Annotated in this window: 18 protein-coding genes; 6 read left to right on the top strand and 12 right to left on the bottom strand. The window is 40.2% G+C overall.

What is annotated here, in order from left to right; genetic code table 11:
* Positions 1-22 precede the first annotated feature (22 nt).
* From atpG to B9T33_RS09420, 8 genes are all read right to left on the bottom strand, one after another.
* A complete protein-coding gene (gene atpG / locus B9T33_RS09385; protein WP_086178661.1) occupies positions 23-892 on the bottom strand; it encodes a F0F1 ATP synthase subunit gamma in 870 nt (289 codons plus the stop codon).
* Between the two features lie 88 nt (positions 893-980).
* Positions 981-2,525 (bottom strand): F0F1 ATP synthase subunit alpha, encoded by a 1,545-nt coding sequence (gene atpA / locus B9T33_RS09390; RefSeq protein WP_067762733.1) that lies wholly within the window; start codon positions 2,523-2,525, stop codon positions 981-983.
* A gap of 45 nt (positions 2,526-2,570) precedes the next feature.
* Positions 2,571-3,107 (bottom strand): F0F1 ATP synthase subunit delta, encoded by a 537-nt coding sequence (locus tag B9T33_RS09395; protein WP_086178662.1) that lies wholly within the window; start codon positions 3,105-3,107, stop codon positions 2,571-2,573.
* A gap of 12 nt (positions 3,108-3,119) precedes the next feature.
* Positions 3,120-3,590, bottom strand: a complete 471-nt coding sequence (locus B9T33_RS09400) for a F0F1 ATP synthase subunit B (protein ID WP_086178663.1) — start codon at positions 3,588-3,590, stop codon at positions 3,120-3,122.
* Between the two features lie 38 nt (positions 3,591-3,628).
* On the bottom strand, positions 3,629-3,874 hold the full coding sequence (gene atpE, locus B9T33_RS09405) for a F0F1 ATP synthase subunit C (RefSeq protein ID WP_000424060.1): 246 nt from the start codon (positions 3,872-3,874) through the stop codon (positions 3,629-3,631).
* A gap of 84 nt (positions 3,875-3,958) precedes the next feature.
* Entirely contained in the window at positions 3,959-4,834 is an 876-nt protein-coding gene (gene atpB / locus B9T33_RS09410; protein ID WP_086178664.1) for a F0F1 ATP synthase subunit A, read from the bottom strand.
* 102 nt (positions 4,835-4,936) lie between these two features.
* The gene (locus B9T33_RS09415; RefSeq protein ID WP_086178665.1) at positions 4,937-5,335 is read right to left on the bottom strand and encodes an ATP synthase subunit I; all 399 of its coding nucleotides are present in this window, start codon (positions 5,333-5,335) and stop codon (positions 4,937-4,939) included.
* A gap of 170 nt (positions 5,336-5,505) precedes the next feature.
* Positions 5,506-6,345, bottom strand: coding sequence for a metal ABC transporter solute-binding protein, Zn/Mn family (locus tag B9T33_RS09420; protein WP_086178666.1), 840 nt, complete (start codon positions 6,343-6,345; stop codon positions 5,506-5,508).
* Positions 6,346-6,484: 139 nt separating this feature from the next.
* Between B9T33_RS09420 and B9T33_RS09425 the strand changes: the two genes are divergently transcribed.
* From B9T33_RS09425 to B9T33_RS09440, 4 genes are all read left to right on the top strand, one after another.
* Positions 6,485-6,982 carry a transcriptional repressor gene (locus B9T33_RS09425; RefSeq protein ID WP_086178667.1) on the top strand — a complete coding sequence of 166 codons (498 nt, stop codon included), beginning with the start codon at positions 6,485-6,487 and terminating at the stop codon, positions 6,980-6,982.
* Positions 6,964-7,752: a zinc ABC transporter ATP-binding protein ZnuC gene (gene znuC / locus B9T33_RS09430; protein ID WP_086178668.1), complete on the top strand. Its 789-nt coding sequence runs from the start codon at positions 6,964-6,966 to the stop codon at positions 7,750-7,752. Before B9T33_RS09425 ends, znuC begins: the two co-directional genes overlap by 19 nt.
* Before the next feature lie 3 nt (positions 7,753-7,755).
* Positions 7,756-8,556, top strand: coding sequence for a zinc ABC transporter permease subunit ZnuB (gene znuB, locus B9T33_RS09435; protein ID WP_086178669.1), 801 nt, complete (start codon positions 7,756-7,758; stop codon positions 8,554-8,556).
* 121 nt (positions 8,557-8,677) lie between these two features.
* Entirely contained in the window at positions 8,678-9,190 is a 513-nt protein-coding gene (locus tag B9T33_RS09440; RefSeq protein WP_086178670.1) for a DinB family protein, read from the top strand.
* Positions 9,191-9,205: 15 nt separating this feature from the next.
* Here B9T33_RS09440 and B9T33_RS09445 read toward each other — a convergent pair whose 3' ends face one another.
* Positions 9,206-9,826 (bottom strand): LysE family transporter, encoded by a 621-nt coding sequence (locus tag B9T33_RS09445; protein ID WP_086178671.1) that lies wholly within the window; start codon positions 9,824-9,826, stop codon positions 9,206-9,208.
* A gap of 159 nt (positions 9,827-9,985) precedes the next feature.
* Here B9T33_RS09445 and B9T33_RS09450 point away from each other — a divergent pair, with 159 nt between their 5' ends.
* A complete protein-coding gene (locus B9T33_RS09450) occupies positions 9,986-10,906 on the top strand; it encodes a Dyp-type peroxidase (RefSeq protein WP_086178672.1) in 921 nt (306 codons plus the stop codon).
* A gap of 43 nt (positions 10,907-10,949) precedes the next feature.
* On the opposite strand, the gene B9T33_RS09455 is transcribed toward B9T33_RS09450, so the two are convergent.
* From B9T33_RS09455 to B9T33_RS09465, 3 genes are read right to left on the bottom strand one after another with little or no spacing between them, the layout of a single operon-like run.
* Positions 10,950-11,447 carry a hypothetical protein gene (locus tag B9T33_RS09455; RefSeq protein WP_086178673.1) on the bottom strand — a complete coding sequence of 166 codons (498 nt, stop codon included), beginning with the start codon at positions 11,445-11,447 and terminating at the stop codon, positions 10,950-10,952.
* Entirely contained in the window at positions 11,437-13,809 is a 2,373-nt protein-coding gene (locus B9T33_RS09460; RefSeq protein WP_086178674.1) for an N-acetylmuramoyl-L-alanine amidase, read from the bottom strand. The genes B9T33_RS09455 and B9T33_RS09460 overlap by 11 nt, the downstream gene beginning before the upstream one ends.
* Before the next feature lie 18 nt (positions 13,810-13,827).
* Positions 13,828-17,085 (bottom strand): type VI secretion system Vgr family protein, encoded by a 3,258-nt coding sequence (locus B9T33_RS09465; protein ID WP_086178675.1) that lies wholly within the window; start codon positions 17,083-17,085, stop codon positions 13,828-13,830.
* A 188-nt stretch (positions 17,086-17,273) separates the two neighbouring features.
* On the opposite strand from B9T33_RS09465, the gene B9T33_RS09470 reads away from it, so the two are divergent.
* Entirely contained in the window at positions 17,274-18,428 is a 1,155-nt protein-coding gene (locus tag B9T33_RS09470) for a methionine aminotransferase (RefSeq protein WP_086178783.1), read from the top strand.
* The last annotated feature ends 58 nt before the right edge of the window (positions 18,429-18,486 follow it).

Below are 18,486 nucleotides of genomic sequence, written 5' to 3' on the forward strand. Positions count from 1 at the left end.
GTCTCCTCAATTCAAAATAATGTTAAACGGCAGCGGCACCACCAACGATCTCAGAAATTTCCTGAGTAATCGCGGCTTGACGCAGCTTGTTATAAATAAGTTGCAGGCTCTTAATGAGGTCACCCGCGTTATCAGTTGCAGCTTTCATTGCAACCATACGCGCAGACTGCTCACACGCGATGTTTTCAATCACGCCTTGATAAACCATAGACTCAATATAGCGAACCAATAAACCATTTAGCAGTTCTTCTGCTTCTGGTTCATAGATATAGTCCCAACCGTATTGACGGTTCAGACCTTCAGTTTCTTCAGCAGCTGCCAAAGGAACAAGCTGTTCGATTTTTTGATTTTGAGTCATGGCATTGACAAAGCCGTTTGACACTAGATAAATACGATCTAACTCGCCTTTATCATACGCGTCTAACATCACCTGTACAGAACCAGTTAACTGTTCAAGACTCGGCGCATCACCTACGTTTGTAGTTGCACCAAGAACTTTACCGCCGTAGTTTTTAAAAAACGAAACCGCTTTTTGACCAATTAAAGCAAATTGAACTTCAATTGACTGCTCTTGTTGCTGTTGGACGTGTTTTACCACTTTTTTGAACAAGTTAATGTTCAAACCACCAGCAAGGCCACGATCTGAAGAAACAATGATATAGCCAACGCGCTTAACAGGGCGTTCAACCATATAACGGTGTTTATATTCAGGGTTCGCTTGTACCAAATGAGCAATTACACGGTGCATATTTTCGGCATACGGACGGCCTTGAGCCATGCGCTCTTGCGCACGACGCATCTTAGAAGCTGCTACCATCTGCATCGCGCGAGTAATTTTCTGCGTGCTTTTGATACTAGCTACTTTGGCGCGAATTTCTTTTAAATTTGCCATACGCTTAACCTAGTATTCAAAGGCCCTTTCGAGCCCTCGAAGGTTGATCCGTGAACCAAACCAAAACCAGATTCAACATAGTTGAATCTTAGTAAGTTTGAGTCGCTTTAAAGCTTTCAATACCTGCTTTGATTGCTGCTTCGATTTCTTTATCGTAAGCACCAGTCTCATCAATTTTTTGCATCAAAGCAGCATTTTCTGAACGGAAGTAAGAAATAAGCGCAGCATCAAATGCAACGATTTTCTTCACTTCTACGTCAGCCATGTAGCCTTCGTTAGATGCATAAATTGAAACAGCTTGGTCAGCAATTGAGTATGGAGCATATTGTTTTTGCTTCATAAGCTCAGTTACACGTTGACCATGTTCAAGCTGTTTACGAGTTGCTTCGTCAAGGTCAGAAGCAAACTGAGCAAACGCAGCTAATTCACGGTATTGTGCAAGAGCGGTACGGATACCACCTGACAATTTTTTGATGATCTTAGTTTGAGCAGAACCACCAACACGAGATACAGAGATACCCGCGTTCACAGCAGGACGAATACCTGCGTTGAATAATGATGTTTCTAAGAAGATCTGACCGTCAGTAATCGAAATTACGTTTGTCGGTACGAATGCAGATACGTCACCCGCTTGAGTTTCAATAATTGGCAATGCAGTTAATGAACCAGTTTGGCCTTTAACTTCACCATTAGTGAATTTCTCAACGTAGTCAGCAGATACACGAGAAGCACGTTCAAGTAGGCGTGAATGTAGATAGAACACGTCACCTGGGTAAGCTTCACGACCTGGTGGACGGCGTAAAAGCAATGAAATTTGACGATACGCAACAGCTTGTTTAGACAAGTCATCATAAATGATTAACGCATCTTCACCACGGTCACGGAAGTATTCGCCCATTGTACAGCCAGAGTATGGAGCCAAGTACAACATTGCTGCTGGATCGGCTGCAGCTGCTGCTACAACAGTTGTATACGCCATAGCGCCAGTTTCTTCTAGCTTGCGTACAACGTTAGCGATAGTCGATTGTTTTTGACCAATTGCTACGTATACACATTTAATGCCAGAGTTTTTCTGAGCGATGATCGCATCGATCGCCATTGCTGTTTTACCAGTTTGACGGTCACCAATGATCAACTCACGTTGACCACGGCCTACAGGGATCATTGTATCTACTGATTTATAACCAGTTTGTACAGGTTGATCCACTGATTGACGCCAAATTACGCCTGGTGCTACTTTTTCAACAGCATCAGTTAATTTTGCATCAATTGGGCCTTTACCATCAATTGGGTTACCCAAAGCATCTACTACACGGCCTAAAAGTTCTGGACCAACCGGAACTTCTAATACACGACCTGTGCAACGAGCTTTTTGACCTTCTTGAAGGCTTAAGTAGTTACCTAAAACAACGACGCCCACTGAATCCTGTTCTAGGTTCAGTGCCATACCATAAAGGCCGCCGTCGAATTCGATCATTTCACCGTACATTGCATCAGCAAGACCGTGAATGCGCACAATACCGTCGGATACCATAACAATGGTACCTTCGTTTTTAGCGGTTGCGCTGGTGTCCAGATCGCCGATACGCTGTTTAATGAGCGCACTGATCTCGGATGGATTCAGTTGTTGCATTGCGCTATACCTCAATCTTTTTAAAGTTCAGTCTTCTAAATGCAATTAAGCTAGAAGACGAGTACGCATTTTTTCAAGCTTATTAAGTGCAGAATCATCTATCACTTGGTCGCCTGCACGAATAACTACGCCAGCAATTAGGGCTGGATTAACTTCAACAGTCACGCTGACAGCAGCTTCGAATTTCTTCTCTAATGCATGCGTAAGCAATTGTTCTTGTACTGAAGTTAATGGGAATGCTGATTCAATCACAACATCCACAGTATTGTTATTCTGTGATTTAAGCTGCTCATATTCTGCTGCAATTTCAGGTAGAAGAACTAAACGATTGTTCTCTGCAAGCAATGTCAAGAAGTTAGACACTGCTGCAGTTTGGTCTTCACCTAAAACTTTAGCAAAAAGAGTCACCTGCTCAGCAGGTGTAAGCTCAGGGCGATTTAGATAAGCTGAAAATGCTTCGTCTTGCACAGCCGCACTAAGCAATTCAAGCGCTTGTGACCATGAGTCAGTTGCGCTTTGCTCAGAAGCGTAAGCAAATGCTGCTTTCGCGTAAGGGCGTGCCAACGTCAAGAGTTCAGCCATAATCCGCCTCTCTTAAAGTTTAGCAGCCAGCTGAGTCAGCATGGCATTGTGAGCTTCTGCATCAACTTGTTGGCTAAGAATTTTCTCAGCACCAGTTACTGCAAGAGCAGCCACTTGTTGACGCAATTCTTCGCGAGCAGCATTGATTTCAGTGTCAACAGCTTCTTTCGCTTGTTGACGAATACGCTCACCTTCAGCAGATGCTTGAGTACGCGCTTCTTCTACCAATTGCGCACCACGACGGTTCGCTTGTTCGATCAATTGAGCCGCTTGTGCTTTCGCTGCGTCTAACTCTGCTTTAACTTGTGCTTGCGCATCCGCTAAGTCAGCTTTAGCTTTTTCAGCAGCATTTAAGCCATCAGCGATTTTACGCTGACGCTCACTAATCGCATTGATTAGTGGTGGCCATACAAACTTCATGCAGAATGCGACAAAAATCGCAAAAGCAATCGCTTGGCCAATCAATGTGAGGTTGATATTCATTGCTATTCCTCAATAGTTTAATTTAGGAATTAAGCTGATTAACCTACAAATGGATTAGCGAAGATGAAGAACAAGCCAATACCAACACCGATCATAGGCACAGCATCAAGAAGACCCGCGATTAAGAACATACGAGTTTGAAGTTGTGGAGCCAATTCTGGTTGACGAGCAACAGCTTCTAAAAAACGGCCGCCTAGAAGACCAAAACCAATCGCAGTACCTAAAGCACCAAAAGCGATCAAGATAGCAGATGCAATTGCAACTAGACCTAAAGTGAGTTCCATGATAATTCCTCAGAGGTTAGGTTTATACCAAATTAAGTTAAAAAATTGTGTGCTCAACCACCCGATGACAGTTGAGCCTTACCATTAATGCTTTTCGCTAGCCATACTCATGTATACGATTGTCAACATCATGAAGATGAAGGCTTGTAACGTAATAACAAGAATATGGAAGATCGCCCAAGGCACAGACAACGCCCACTGGATCCAGAACGGTAGTAATGCGATCAAGATGAAGATCAACTCACCCGCATACATGTTACCGAACAGTCGAAGAGCCAATGAGATTGGACGTGCAATAAAAGTTACTAATTCAAGGATAATGTTTACAGGAATTAATATTGCTTTTAAAACTGGGTTACTTGGGTTAAATGGGTTAAGTGCAAATTCTGCACCGAATCCGACAAGACCTTTCTCACGAATACTATAGAAAATAGTTAACGCAAATACTGACAATGCCATACCAAGGGTAATGTTAGGATCAGTAGATGGAACGATTTTAAAGTAAACGTGGTGAGGATCCATACCAAACACGCTAGCACCGATTTGTTGCGCTAGATACGGAATCCAGTCAACAGGGATCAAGTCCATCAAGTTCATGAGGAAAATCCACACGAAGATGGTCAATGCAAGCGGCGCAATTAAGCGCGATTTGCCATGGAAAGTGTCACGGACACTTGAGTCAACAAACTCGATAATCATTTCGATTGCAGACTGGAACTTGGTAGGAACACCAGAGTTTGCAGCTTTCGCTACGCACCAGAATAACAAACAGAAAATGATACCAAGGCCGATAGACCAACCCATTGAATCCAAGTGAATAGCAGTGAACCCCATCTCTTGAGCTTCTTTAGCAGTCTCGGCTAACTTCCATGTACCATCTGGCATTTTGCCATAGGTCAAGTTAGTCAAGTGATGCTGAATGTACTCGGTCGAAGTAAGGGCATGTTCTTCAGCAGCCATAAATCACACCTGGTCAATGTCAAAACTAATAGAGAAAACGAATATCGCGCGCTGCCTGATATCTCGTTGTTCTCCAAAAAACTTTTCAATTTTTTGTTGTGTTTATACCCGTTTTTTTAATCGTGTCGCCCAAAAAGGCGCAACCCACGACATGCTTTGTACGAGCATAAAGCCACAAAACAATGCCACCGCTGACAACGGCTTAACATTGATCAAAATCAAAATGAATCCAACAATCACAATTGCAAACTTGCCCATTAAGCCACGATACATGTTTGACAGCACCTGTTTAGAGGCACGGGCACCAGCCGCACGAAACGACTGCCATGAAAAGTAACTACTTGCCAGCCAGCACACCAGCGCACCCAAGGCTGCACTATATGCTGCGGTTGTATCTTTTAAGACCCAACCAATCAGGGCTGAAACAGGAATCATTATTGCTTGTAAGATGACTAAAGCTTTCGCTAATCGTCGATCAATCATGCGACTAGTTCGACTCATTTTTGTTCACTCACAGCAATTATGCTTGACAAGTTTAACTGATGATTATTTTTAATCGCAGGCATTATAGAGTTACACCCCTTAACTTGCAATCTTTTCCCGACCTTAGTCGTGTTTTTTTAAATACACAAAGTGCTTTTAAACTAATCAATAGTTGTCTAATTTTTACATTACTTTCGTGCATTTAGTGTGCACTTTAAGGTTTGATCAGCGAGTGTTTTCCATGCAGTAATAAAATCCCCTGCCCCACTCATCGTTTCGTCAACCGGTTGAAAGACCACTGCACCCAACTTTTGATATTGATTTTGACTGGTATGTGCTTCGGCCAGTAAACAAATTTTTGGCTGAAGTCGGTGATCTTTCAAATATTTAATTTGCGCCAATGTCGGAGCCACATGTGGATCGTCGGTCATTGCACCTGCAAAGTTTAAATTTAATGCACGTTCGAGGTATTGATAGGCATCGTGATAGGCCCAATACGGTTGTGCTCGGCTACTTACATCGACTTTCTGCGAAGTAAGTAAAAGCTTTTGAGCAAATGCGCGAGCGTTGGCCCAATAGGCTTCCTTATGGTTTGGATATTGCTGTGAACGCAATGCGGCGATGAAGAAACCTATGCGTACAGCATTGTTTGGATCTAGCCATACATGCGTATCGACGCTATTTTTGATCGCATTGCCCCGTACATCGCGCAGGGGTAAAGCACTGATGATGCCAGAATCTAAAATGGCAACACTCTTACCATTTTCATTGAGCATTTTTGCAAGAGGTGCTTCATGCGCCTTACCCAACCAAATGACCAAATTGGCGTCTTGTACTGTTTTACGATGTGCAGGCGTTAAGCTCACATCATGTCCCGACTGATGGTCGAGCAAAAGTTTTGGCTGCTCCACGCCCTTTAAAACATCTTTTGCAATGAGATAGATCGGTTGTGTTGAAACCACGAGACCTTGCGCCCAGCTCGTTACACTAAATAAAGCAAGACCACAAAAGAGCAATACACGGGACATGGAGAGAGAGCACCATAAAATTAATAGTGTTATAATATAACAAAAGTGCAAAAAAACCTACGTCTGTTCGTAAGTCATCACGCTTCATGTTAAGATTTAAAGTCTTTTTCTTTCATCAGTTTCGTATTTGAGGTTGGCTATGAGTGCATGTTCACACGAACATCATAATGCTTTGCATGGTGTACACGATCATCATAATGTCGAACAGCGCCTAGCTGAAGCTGAAAGTCTTTGTGTCGCGACGGGTGCACGTTTAACCCCTTTACGCAAAGAAGTTTTGGAATTGATCTTAAATGCGACTGGACCAATAGGTGCGTATGACCTATTGGCGAAAATTAAAAGTGAATCTGACCGACCTGCAGCACCACCAACCGTTTACCGAACATTGGATTTCTTGCTTGAAAAAGGCTTAATCCATCGCTTGACCTCAATTAATGCCTATATTCCTTGTTGTCACCCACGTGAGGGACATCAAGCAGCATTTCTGATTTGCACTGAGTGTAAAATGGTCAAAGAAGCATCTGCACAGGCGTTAATGGCACAATTGGATCAGCTATCTGCCTCAGACGGTTTTACTGCACATCACAGCATTATTGAAATTTCAGGAATCTGTCAGCAGTGTCGCAACAAACATTAAGTGCTGCAGCCGCACCGATCGTCGCGCTGCAAGGTGTACATGTTCGAATTGATGAACGTGACATTTTAAAAAATATTGATTTTTCCCTCAATGAAAAAGAAATTGTGACTTTAATTGGTCCCAATGGTGCAGGAAAATCAACCCTAATTAAAGTTTTACTTGGGATTGTCAAACCTGTTTCAGGGAAAATTATTAGCAGCCAAAAGCTAAAATTTTCTTATGTACCGCAAAAATTCAATCCCTCACATAGCTTGCCATTACGTGTGTGTGATTTGTTGGCCTTAGAAAAATGTGACCCACAGATTAAACAAGAAATTATTCGCGATACAGGTATTGCCAAGTTAGCACAGTCCAAAGTTCAACAGCTTTCGGGTGGTGAGCGCCAACGTGTACTGATTGCTCGTGCGCTCTTACGTCAACCCAATATTTTGGTGTTAGATGAACCGATGCAGGGTTTGGACATTCAGTCCGAAGCCGAACTTTATGACTATGTACGTAGTTTGCCTGAAAAATATGGTTGCGCCATTTTAATGGTGTCGCATGACCTGCAATGGGTGATGCAAGGTACACATCGTGTGGTGTGTCTGAATAAGCACATTTGCTGTAGTGGGTTACCTGAAAACGTGCAGCAACATCCTGAGTATCAAGCCATCTTTGGCACCAATCGAGTGTTCTATCAGCATCACCATGACCACTGCGCACATGGTGATAGCGCAACACCGTGTCAACATGACCCCCGCCCTCACATTCACCCTGAACCGGAAGCATAATCCATGATGGAATGGCTACAACTCCTTTTGCCAGCATGGATTATGGGTACATTGCTGGTATTTTTGACTGCGCCTTTAGGTTGTCTGATGCTGTGGCGCAGAATGTCTTTTTTTGCCGATACCATGGCACATGGCACTCTACTTGGTGTAGCGATTGCTGGTGCAATGAGTTTACCGCTATGGATGGGTGTGAGCTTTATTGCGGTTTTACTTGTTGCGATCTTATGGGTGCTGCACGATCCACGTTTGCCTAATGATGCACTTTTAGCGCTGTGCTCTGCGACATTATTGTGTTCAGGACTTCTATTCATTCAACATTTGCCAAGCTTAAGACCCGAATTACTCAGTTATTTATTTGGGGATTTACTCACCATTTCTTGGTCAGATTTGCCGATCTTTGCCATCGTGATTGTGGTTGCACTAACCATCCTTTATAAAAGTTGGCAATCTCAAATTCAAATTGCCATTGATCCCGATATTGCAGTCAGTGAAGGCATCAGTGCCAAATGGCAACGTTTGATTTTTATGTTGTTATTGGCTTTATTTACAGTTCTTGCTTTACGTGCAGTCGGTTCATTGCTGATGGGCGCGTTATTGGTAATTCCCGCATTAACCGCCCGCTTATTGGCTGACTCACCGAAGCAAATGGTCGTTTGGTCTTTTCTTATTGCTCAAGTCGGCGTGACGGTCGGGCTTTGGTCAAGTGCTGGACTGGACACCTCAACAGGATTAACCATTGTACTGACCATGGCTGCCCTGTTTGCCATTATTTTTATCGTACAAAAATTTAAAAAATTGGCATAAGGCTATACTACTCTCAAATTTTAAATTTGCCACTGAACTGCCTACGGGCAGTTTTTTTTGGTGTTTTTTACAGCATCCTTTGCTATATGTTGAGTTATTACATGATTGAATGGCGTGGCTTATGGAGCTAGATAACTTGATATTGATGGCTCGCTATAACAGCTGGGCCATACAGCGTTTAAATCTGATTTTAGATCAAGTCATAGATGAAGATTTTTATCGAGACAATGGTCTGTTCTTTCGGAGCATTTTCGGAACGCTGAATCATTTATTGGTTGGTGAACATGCTTTATGGTTTTCGCGCTTCAGTTTAGGGCACTCCCCACAAATGGCACTCAATAGCATTATTGAACAAGACCGTTATGCGCTGACCCAAACGTTGCTCGAAAAATCGTACCATTGGCAGGACTATTTGCATAAGCTTGATCCAACACTGCTCAGCGGACTCTTTCATTACCAAACATCCACCGGTCAAGATATTTCTGTCCCATTTGCCAGTACCTTGTTGCACGTGTTTAATCATGGCACCCATCACCGCGGTCAAATTACTGCAGCCCTGACCGCAATGGGCTATGAATGCCCTGAGCTGGATTTAATTTTTATGCTGCGCAATGAGCAGTTTGGACAACCATGACCCACAGGCTCAAACCTATTGATGAACGAAACTCAGTAAACTTGCCGCACAGGTAAATAACACTGCAAACGTCCGATTCATGTATTTCTGCTGCGCTGGAGATGTAAGAAGTCGAAGTACTTTGGCTGCTAATCCTGTGTAGCCAGCCATCACAATCAGATCAATCGTTACCATTGTTGCTGCCATAATCAGATATTGAATCCATTGTGGTTTCGATAAATCTAGAAATTGTGGCAAGACTGCCAATAAAAAAACGATCGCCTTAGGATTACTCATATTCACCAAAAAACCATGCAAAACTAATTTTGAACGTGATTTATTGGGCAAGCCCTGTTGGATTTCGATGGATTGGGTCGGTGCAGTCCACTGCAAATAGGCCAAATACAGTAAGTAGCCAACGCCAAACCACTTCACCACTAAAAAAGCCCAAGGTGTCGTTGCAAATAGCACCCCAACCCCTGCGGCCACAATCGCAATTTGAACCAGTAACGCCAGTTGTAGACCCAGTGCATTCCAGTAGCCATGCTTAAAACCATAATTCAAACCGCTCGACATCGAAGCAATTGCACCTGCGCCAGGGGAAATGCTAATCACCCAACACGCTAACATATATGCAATCCAGATTTGATAGGACATGAGCAACTCAAGCTTAAAATGGGTTTGTATTATATGATATTTCCCATATTTTCATGGAAAAAATACTATTGAAAATTAGAAGTGAAGGCTACACACAATTGTTATGTTGAGGCACAATAGGTCAAGCCACACAGAAATTATAATTTTTAGGAGCCATGAATGTCTGCCCAATCAGTAATTTTACCATTACCTTCAGATCATGCTCGATTTATTGTTTTACGTTTAAAAGATTTAACAATCGATGAATTAAAAGAAAAGTTGGCAGATTTATTTTCGACTCGTGATCGTTTAATGACCCAGCATCCCAATGCACAGATCAAGACGGCTGTGGCATTTGGTCCTGAATTATGGTCTCAGCTTTATACTCAATCTCCTTTTGGCTTTAAGCAACTCGCACCGATTCAGGGTTCATTTGTAATGCCTGTAATTCCTGCTGATCTATTGATTCATATTGCCGCTCAGCGTACTGACATTTGTTTTGCCTTAAGCCAATCTTTCTTCGATGGCATTCAAAATAAGGTTGAAGTATTGGATGAACGTGTCTGTTTCCGTAATTTCGATGGTCGTGACCTTACAGGTTTTATTGATGGTACAGAAAATCCGCAATTTCCGGATGACCGTGCTGAAACTGCATTACTTCCTGAAGAAGCGGGCATATTTGCTGATGGTTCTTTTGTCTTTGCACAGCGTTATGCCCACAATTTGGAAAAGTGGAAAAAGTTAAAAGTTGATGCTCAAGAACATGTGATTGGTCGTACAAAATTAGAATCAATTGAACTCGATGAAGACGAACAACCTGAAAATTCGCATGTATCACGCACAGTAGTTGAAGACAACGATGGTGAAGAACTGGCGATTTTGCGCCACTCATTACCTTATGGTGATGGCCGTGGTGACCAAGGTTTATTCTTCATTGCTTATACTAAAGATCTGAGCATTCTAGACAGTATGTTATTGCGTATGTTCGGCACCAGTGGTGACGGCATTCATGACCGCTTGCTTAACTTTGTAACCCCAACGGATGGTGCATATTACTTTGTACCGAGTGAGGAGTTATTGGAAGAAGTTTTAGAAGGGTAAATTAATGAAGCCGACGAGAGTCGGCTTTTATTTTAAATTAAAATTAATTTTCAATACATTTTTCTTTAACATAAGAGCTATTGTAGTTTAACTCCCTCTTCTTTAAATCAAACAAACTAATACAACTCGGATACTTTACTACACTATAAACCCTTGATTTATTGTAAATAGTTTCATTATCACACTTAACAAAGCAATTCTCTGAATTTCCTGCAAAATATGATGTTTTCAGTAAAACTCCTTCATTATATTCATATTTTTTTGAAATTTGATAATAATCATTATACGAAGAACTAACTAAAGGATTAATATATTTATTCTCATACTTTTCTATAATTTTATTATTTTTTTTATTAAATATTTCAATTACAGCTGAAAAATTATTGTTTACTTTTTTTTCTATTGAATAACTTTCCCCAAGATCAGTTCTTAAGAATTTTTTATATGTTTCCTTCATATAAAAATCAGTTGGTAAATTTTTTGCATTCTGAATGTTTGAAAATCCATAACAAATTAAAAATAAAACAGCTTTAATTTTCATCAATATGCTCCCTAATAGATTTATAGATATCATTTATTATTATATCTTTATCCCTTATTAATGATCTTGCAATTTTAGGTGTAGTCATAAATCCAAACTCTATTAAAACCTTAAATTTAGCTTTATTTTCGGTCCCGTTACCAAGAACAGTTAGATCTGGCCTACTGGCAATCGTACCTTTAACTTTAGAGTAATTTTTAGCAATCTTTTCAGCAAGTTTTTTCCCTGCTGCATCTATATAACACATAACAGCAAAATTTGAAGTCAAATTTTCAAGACCATCACAATGTAGAGAAATAAAATAGTCAGCTTTAATTTTATTTGCTATTTCTTTTCTAAAACTTAATGGTGAGTTTGAAGTTACACCTAATGATTTACATACAATAATTTCTGAAATTTTATTATATGAAATAGGTTCTTTATTATCTCTAGTAATGTAAACTGTATGACCATCATTTTCCAATTTTTTTTTCAAATCTAATGCTCTATCATATACGTATTGATATTCCGTTGGACATTTTGGATCTTTGTTTTCAATGTATTTAAAATATTTATGAGCATTATCAATAATATTATCTGGTAAATCCTGCCAAGAATAATTTTGTCCAATCTTAAAGTTATTATCACCAAAACCTTCTTTTAATTGCAATAATCGAATTTGTGTCCCTGATTTTGCACCATTACCTATAATTCCGTGACCAGGATCTAAAACTATTGTTTTCTTTTTACTATTAGTAGTGGCATTATGTGTCTGATTTTGATATGGCGTGGAAACGACTTCATTACTACTTAAACACTTATCATTAATTTTTTTATTTAACAATAGCTCCCCATCTGTTAAATATTTTTTGGTTTTTTCAGCAATTTCAGACTTATATACTTTTCCATCACCATTAATATCTAATCCACTATTTTTTTCATATTTATTAACCCTAAGCTCTGAATGTTTATCATTTTTAATTGATAATTTACTTGCACTATTTGCAAATACAACATGTTCACCCATTCCACTTGATGCAGGGAATAGTACCTGTAGATAAAAATCCACAAACTCTACATCCTTATTGGCTAATTTTTGAAAATGCTTCTCTACATAATACAACTGTTCGACTTCCGTCATTCTTGCCATCTCTACAACGCGAGTTAAATTATGCAAACTTTTATTATTCGAATTAAAATAGTTATCAACTATTTCTAAAGTTACTTTACTAACTCCTAATAATTCCTTTGCTGTATCTGGCATAAATTGAATTAAACCTGTCGCACTAGAATTACTCCTATTGGGTACATCTGCTTTAAATGTACCCCCTGTTTCCCAAGCAAATACCGCCATCAAATTATTAGCCATTTTCAATGGATTTTTAGGCCATAAGTTCTCACAAATTTCTACAACTTTTTTTCTAAATTCACAAGATACTTTTGCTCCCCAAATAAGGTCATAGTCCTTACATACACATCTTATTTGCTCATTATTGACCTTAAGTGATGGGCTTCCATTTTCTACACTATGCTCCTGCTTTATTTGAATTTTATCACCAGAAGGTGTCGAAGGTGTCGAAGGTGTCGAAGGTGTCGAAGGTGTCGAAGGTGTCGAAGGTGTCGAAGGTGTCGAAGGTGTCGAAGGTGTCGAAGGTGTCGAAGGTGTCGAAGGTGTCGAAGGTGTCGAAGGTGTCGAAGGTGTCGAAGGTGTATTATTCTTCAACTTTAAAATTTGACCAGTATATATATAATTTATATTGGTAATATTATTTAATGATTTTAATTCACTTATTGACACACCAGTTTTAACCGATATCGCACTTAATGTATCACCTTTATTTACCTTATATACATCAGAGCTTAATAATAATTTATCATTTGAATTTTTAGGATCTTCTTTCAATCCACCCTTTGCTTTATAGTTAGGGTGAACTTGTATTTTTTGGCCTTCGTAAATTTTATTGGCATCATTAATTTTATTCAAGCCACATAGAAGAGCAACTGTAGTATTAAATTCTTTTGATATATTAATTAAACTATCATTTTTTTTAATCGTGTAAGTAAAAGGTTTAGCTGAGCCTGACTGATTTTTTCTTTCAATTTTCTTTATTTTTTTTATTAGGACTTTGGGACTTCTAAAAACTTTAACATCACCATTTTTATAAATACAATATAATCCTACATACTTAAAATCACCACTAGTTTTTTTCACAAATATTTTTAATATTGTTCCTAAATCACGGCTAATTAATACTGTTTTCCCATAATTATTACTTAATCCTGCAGCAATAACTTTACCTTTCATACTTTCAATTTTATATTCCAAAAAATCTATAGGATTAAATAATAAATCTAGAAATTGAAATTCTACTGTTCCTTTCATCACAATACTTCCTAATTTTTATATATCTTTTTCTTCTACATAGTCATAATTTAAATCATCCTCACTAAACCATTCGGATGTCTCATAGCCAACTAAAATATCAAATTCTGCTTGTTCATCCGAAAAATGATCTTGCGTTTGGCCATCATCATTTAAATTTCCATTTACATATGTATTTGTTTTAGTATCTAAAAAGTTGTATTCAATATTCTGGAATTTTTCTCCAATAAATAAGTTATAAAAATCTAATCTATTACTAAAAAGCCCACTGTTTGTTATCTTCGGCAATTCAGCATTCACAGTCGCACCTGCCACAAAACTATGCTGCCCAGCCTTACTCTCGAACTTACCGCCTGTTGTGGTAAAGATGCCGTTTCCATTAATTTTCAGTTGTGAACCACCTGCCGTCAGTACAATCTCTTTCGGACTGGTAATTTCAATCTTATCTTCCGTGGAAATCAGTTTAATGACCTTGCGGGCTATGGCTTCTATAGCATCATCCTGTGCTTGAAGTTCTACTTTACCTTTTGCTGCATAAGCCCGAATTCCCTTTTGTGCTGCAAAAATACTCACCTTATCCTGAGCATGACTCACTATACTTTTTTGAGCACTGAAATTAATCGAACCTTGCGCACTTTCTGCAATATCTTGCGAGGCTTGTAAAACAATATCTTCTGGTGTGGTGAGTGCAATACCATTGGGTGATGCCAGCAACATCAGCGCTTGGCGGAATAATTTGCCCTGTTCTTGTTTTGCCGCTGTATTTGATTTTTCTAAACCTTGCGCATAACCTTCCATAAAGCCTTGTACTTTTTCTAATGCTTTTATAGGTGTCATCGCTTGTGGCAATCCAAAACCACCATTATTTAACAAGTCATCTGGGTTAAATTTGATATCTTCAATCAGTTTGCCCACATCTTTTAATGCTTTTAATGGATCTTCTTTTAAATTGCTTTTTAGGCTCGCTACACGTCCCTGAATCACATCTTTACCATTCTCTTCAATGTGATCGATCACCGATTTAAGGTTATCAAAAGCATCTTCCGCATCATCAAAAAAGGCTTTGAATTCCTTCACAGTACTTTTCACATCTTTCGCAATAGAACCGATATCTTTCACAAAGCTTTTACAGTTTTTTAATGCGGCAAGTGGATCACGACTCAAGTCATCTTTAAATAAATTTAAGGTGGTTTTTACCGCCTCGGCAGTACTTTCAATCTCTAAGGATTGAATCAATTTCGGTAAACGATGAATCACATTCAAGGCATCTGCTTGCTGTTTTACCGCTAGACCACTAAGCATATTCATGCTTTCATGGCCTTGATTTAGCAGTGATTGTGCTTCTGCTGCCGCTAAATGATCAGCAACTGCCTTATCTTGCGCATAGGTACTAATTAATAATCCTTTCCCTGCCCGCATAGCGCCCCAAGCATCTGTTCTCAGCTCGAAACCTTCACCTCGTCCATTACTTTGGTCAATTTCTTTGGGATGGCTCAAATTACCTAAATTTAACTGTGTTGCCGCATGACTACTTTGGAGTTGGGTACTGATTTGCCCTGTCGTATCATCGAAGCGGAGTTGGTTAAATCCTGCGCCTGCAACTTCTTGCGATCGGATACCACTGAGTTTTTTGGTTTCAGGAAGCTGACCCTTTACATCAAACATGGTCTGATGGCGTTCAGCTTCGTGAATACGTCCTACTACAAATGGTCGATCGACATCTCCCTCAAAAAAGTCGATGACCACAATCTCTCCCACACGAGGATGAAAACGTGCGCCATAACCCTCACCCGCCCAAGGGGTTAGGACATCTACCCAGGCCGAATCTGAATCATTGTCATTGCTACCAGCACCTCCATCATGACCATGATCATCTGTACGGGTAAAGGTGAATCGAACCTTAATCCTACCCCAAGCATCGACGTGTATGGACTCACCCTCTGGCCCAACCACTTTGGCACGCTGAGGGAATGCCGCAGGTCGATGCTGTAATGGATCATATTCAGGTACTACCGCAATTTGTCGACGTACAATATAAAGTTCATTGGCCTGTCGCTCATCTCCCAATGACTGCCAACGACTTGCTGTTAATAATTTATCGAGTTGTACCAAGATGTCTTTGGGTAAATTATTTTGGTTGTAAAAGGCTTTGCCTAAAATAAGAAATTCGCGTTCTGACCCTGCATGTTGATCAATTTCAGGATGATTCAATAACTCAAACCAATACCCAACCTGAGCATCTCGTACACTACTATTGGCGGTAAAATACTTGGCTTGTAATTCCTGATATTGGTTTAACTGTTGATTTAGTTTGTCCAGTTGCTGACCACTCGCCGCCGTGCTTTGGTCTTCCCCTTTTAAATCATGAGTCCATGCAGAACTAATCGTCCATGCCTGCTCAAGGCTTAAGCTGGCATTTTCCTGTTGTTCACTATGGTGATGGGAGCTGAGAAATGTACTACTTTGATCTTGCGCTAAATTTTGAGCTTGCCAACGCTGGGTCTGAATGGTCGTAGATTGTAAAAAACGTTCAGCCACTAAACTGGTCATCGTATCTTGTTGCTCAGTGGCATGACTGCGATGAAAGCGAATCGTTTTACGGTTCAGTGCTTTAAAGGCTTGATTTGAATCAATCAAACGCAGTATTTGCGCTTCCATCGCTGAAGCAGAAAATGCCACGAACAGCTCAGCTTCATCTATCAGCCAGTTAATGCCTTCACTGCGCCACAGTCGAGTCAGAAATTCGTAGTCACTCTCATTGGCTTGCATGGTAAATGGTCGAACATCATAATTTTGACTTAAGCCATCCATGTTGAGGCTCAAGCTCGCGGCAAATAATGCGCTTTTTTGCTGCCATTCACTAAACAGTACTTCGGTAATTTCCCGTACCGACTTATTCATAAACACACGACTATTACGGCGCTTATGCCAAAGTGCTGTCGCATCTTCAATAATGAGTTTATATACCGTCAGCGAACCGTCACTTTGACCTTGGCTGGCCCCAGTAATCAAGCCTGTTAGACGACTCAGTTGGCCCAGATCGGTGACTTGATCAATGGAAACACGACCACCAATAAACTGTTTCAGCGCCAAATGTGCATTGGTCGATAGACAAATAATTTCCGCACGAAAGCCTTGATTGATTCGATGTTGACCCTCAATCCGCTGAATAAAAACTTCAGAATTTAGGTGTTCATTTGAGAAATGAATATGTAGCGCACGTTTTTGTACACTCAAGCCAAAGTTCTCGACCATGGCATATATATTTTTAAGCATTGTTATTATGAAAATAATTTTTATAATCGCGGCATTTTAGAAAATGTTTAATTTTTCGTCTACCCTATTTTGTAACTAAATTGTTGAGGAAACAAAATTTTTCAGGAATATTAGCTACTCATTTTATTTTTACTCTCAATGATCTGTGGCTGCTAAACTGCGTGCATCCTGATAATAATTTAATCCGCATGATCCAAATCGAATCAAAACTCCCTGCGCAAGGGGTGACTATTTTTAGTGTGATGAGTGCTATGGCACAGCGCTTAAATGCCCTCAATCTTTCCCAAGGCTTTCCAGATTTCCCTGCACCACCTGCATTATTAGATGCACTGTGTCAGGCAACGCAAAAGGGTTTTAATCAATATGCACCTGGAGATGGCTTACTGATTTTAAGAGAGCAATTGGTCAAGTTATTTGCGCAGCGTGATCAACTAAAAATTGATCCTGTCGCTGAAGTCACGATTACCCCAGGGGCAACCATTGGCATTTTCAGCGCCATTCAAGCGGTGGTTCAGGCGGGTGATGAGGTGATTATTTTTGATCCGAGTTATGACAGTTATGCGCCGAGTGTGAAGCTCGTTGGAGCTACACCTGTTCATATTGCATTAGACTCAACCAACTTTGCCGTGGATTGGAATCGCGTTGCAAATGCCATCAATGACAAAACTCGCATGGTCATTGTGAATACCCCGCACAACCCAAGTGGTGCAGTATGGGAGCGTGAAGATTGGCTTCGCTTGATTCAATTAATCCAAGATAAAAATATTATTGTGTTGTCAGATGAAGTCTATGAGCATCTGATTTTTGATGGTCGTCAGCACCTGTCTGCCTTATCTTTTCCAGAACTGCGTGAGCGTAGTTTTGTGGTGGGATCGTTTGGTAAAACTTTTCATGTCACAGGTTGGAAAACCGGTTATTGCATTGCCGCACCTGCATTGATGCAAGCCTTTCGCCAAATTTATCAGTTTGCCAATTTCTGTGGTGTAACCCCCGTACAAATGGCTTTGGCCAACTTTATGGCTGATCATCCTGAGCATATCGCAGAACTTTCGGCATTTTATCAAGCCAAACGCGACCGCTTTAATCAAGGCATTGCAGCCTCTCGCTTTAGCTTCACACCTTCAGCAGGTACTTATTTTCAAAATTTAGACTATCGCAATATTCGTCCTGATTTGAACGATGTTGAGATGTGCCAATTGCTAGCAGAACAACATAAAATTGTGGCGATTCCAGTCTCGGTGTTTTATCAAGACCCACCCAAAGATTTACGTTTATTACGCTTCTGTTTTGCCAAACAAGATGCAACATTAGACCGTGCGGCTGAAATATTATCAGCTGTATAAACTGACCCAGTTCAAACTTTTCGTGTAGAAAAAATGAAGCCTTAGTTACCTAAAAACT

Source organism: Acinetobacter sp. ANC 5054, assembly GCF_002135295.1.
In the GTDB taxonomy this organism is placed as follows: domain Bacteria; phylum Pseudomonadota; class Gammaproteobacteria; order Pseudomonadales; family Moraxellaceae; genus Acinetobacter.

Bases quoted from the DNA above. Each gene is read 5' to 3' on its own strand.
- atpG (WP_086178661.1), bottom strand. From the start codon at position 892: ATGGCAAATTTAAAAGAAATTCGCGCCAAAGTAGCTAGTATCAAAAGC.
- atpA (WP_067762733.1), bottom strand. From the start codon at position 2,525: ATGCAACAACTGAATCCATCCGAGATCAGTGCGCTCATTAAACAGCGT.
- B9T33_RS09395 (WP_086178662.1), bottom strand. From the start codon at position 3,107: ATGGCTGAACTCTTGACGTTGGCACGCCCTTACGCGAAAGCAGCATTT.
- B9T33_RS09400 (WP_086178663.1), bottom strand. From the start codon at position 3,590: ATGAATATCAACCTCACATTGATTGGCCAAGCGATTGCTTTTGCGATT.
- atpE (WP_000424060.1), bottom strand. From the start codon at position 3,874: ATGGAACTCACTTTAGGTCTAGTTGCAATTGCATCTGCTATCTTGATC.
- atpB (WP_086178664.1), bottom strand. From the start codon at position 4,834: ATGGCTGCTGAAGAACATGCCCTTACTTCGACCGAGTACATTCAGCAT.
- B9T33_RS09415 (WP_086178665.1), bottom strand. From the start codon at position 5,335: ATGAGTCGAACTAGTCGCATGATTGATCGACGATTAGCGAAAGCTTTA.
- B9T33_RS09420 (WP_086178666.1), bottom strand. From the start codon at position 6,345: ATGTCCCGTGTATTGCTCTTTTGTGGTCTTGCTTTATTTAGTGTAACG.
- B9T33_RS09425 (WP_086178667.1), top strand. From the start codon at position 6,485: ATGAGTGCATGTTCACACGAACATCATAATGCTTTGCATGGTGTACAC.
- znuB (WP_086178669.1), top strand. From the start codon at position 7,756: ATGATGGAATGGCTACAACTCCTTTTGCCAGCATGGATTATGGGTACA.
- B9T33_RS09440 (WP_086178670.1), top strand. From the start codon at position 8,678: ATGGAGCTAGATAACTTGATATTGATGGCTCGCTATAACAGCTGGGCC.
- B9T33_RS09445 (WP_086178671.1), bottom strand. From the start codon at position 9,826: ATGTCCTATCAAATCTGGATTGCATATATGTTAGCGTGTTGGGTGATT.
- B9T33_RS09450 (WP_086178672.1), top strand. From the start codon at position 9,986: ATGTCTGCCCAATCAGTAATTTTACCATTACCTTCAGATCATGCTCGA.
- B9T33_RS09455 (WP_086178673.1), bottom strand. From the start codon at position 11,447: ATGAAAATTAAAGCTGTTTTATTTTTAATTTGTTATGGATTTTCAAAC.
- B9T33_RS09460 (WP_086178674.1), bottom strand. From the start codon at position 13,809: ATGAAAGGAACAGTAGAATTTCAATTTCTAGATTTATTATTTAATCCT.
- B9T33_RS09465 (WP_086178675.1), bottom strand. From the start codon at position 17,085: ATGCTTAAAAATATATATGCCATGGTCGAGAACTTTGGCTTGAGTGTA.
- B9T33_RS09470 (WP_086178783.1), top strand. From the start codon at position 17,274: ATGATCCAAATCGAATCAAAACTCCCTGCGCAAGGGGTGACTATTTTT.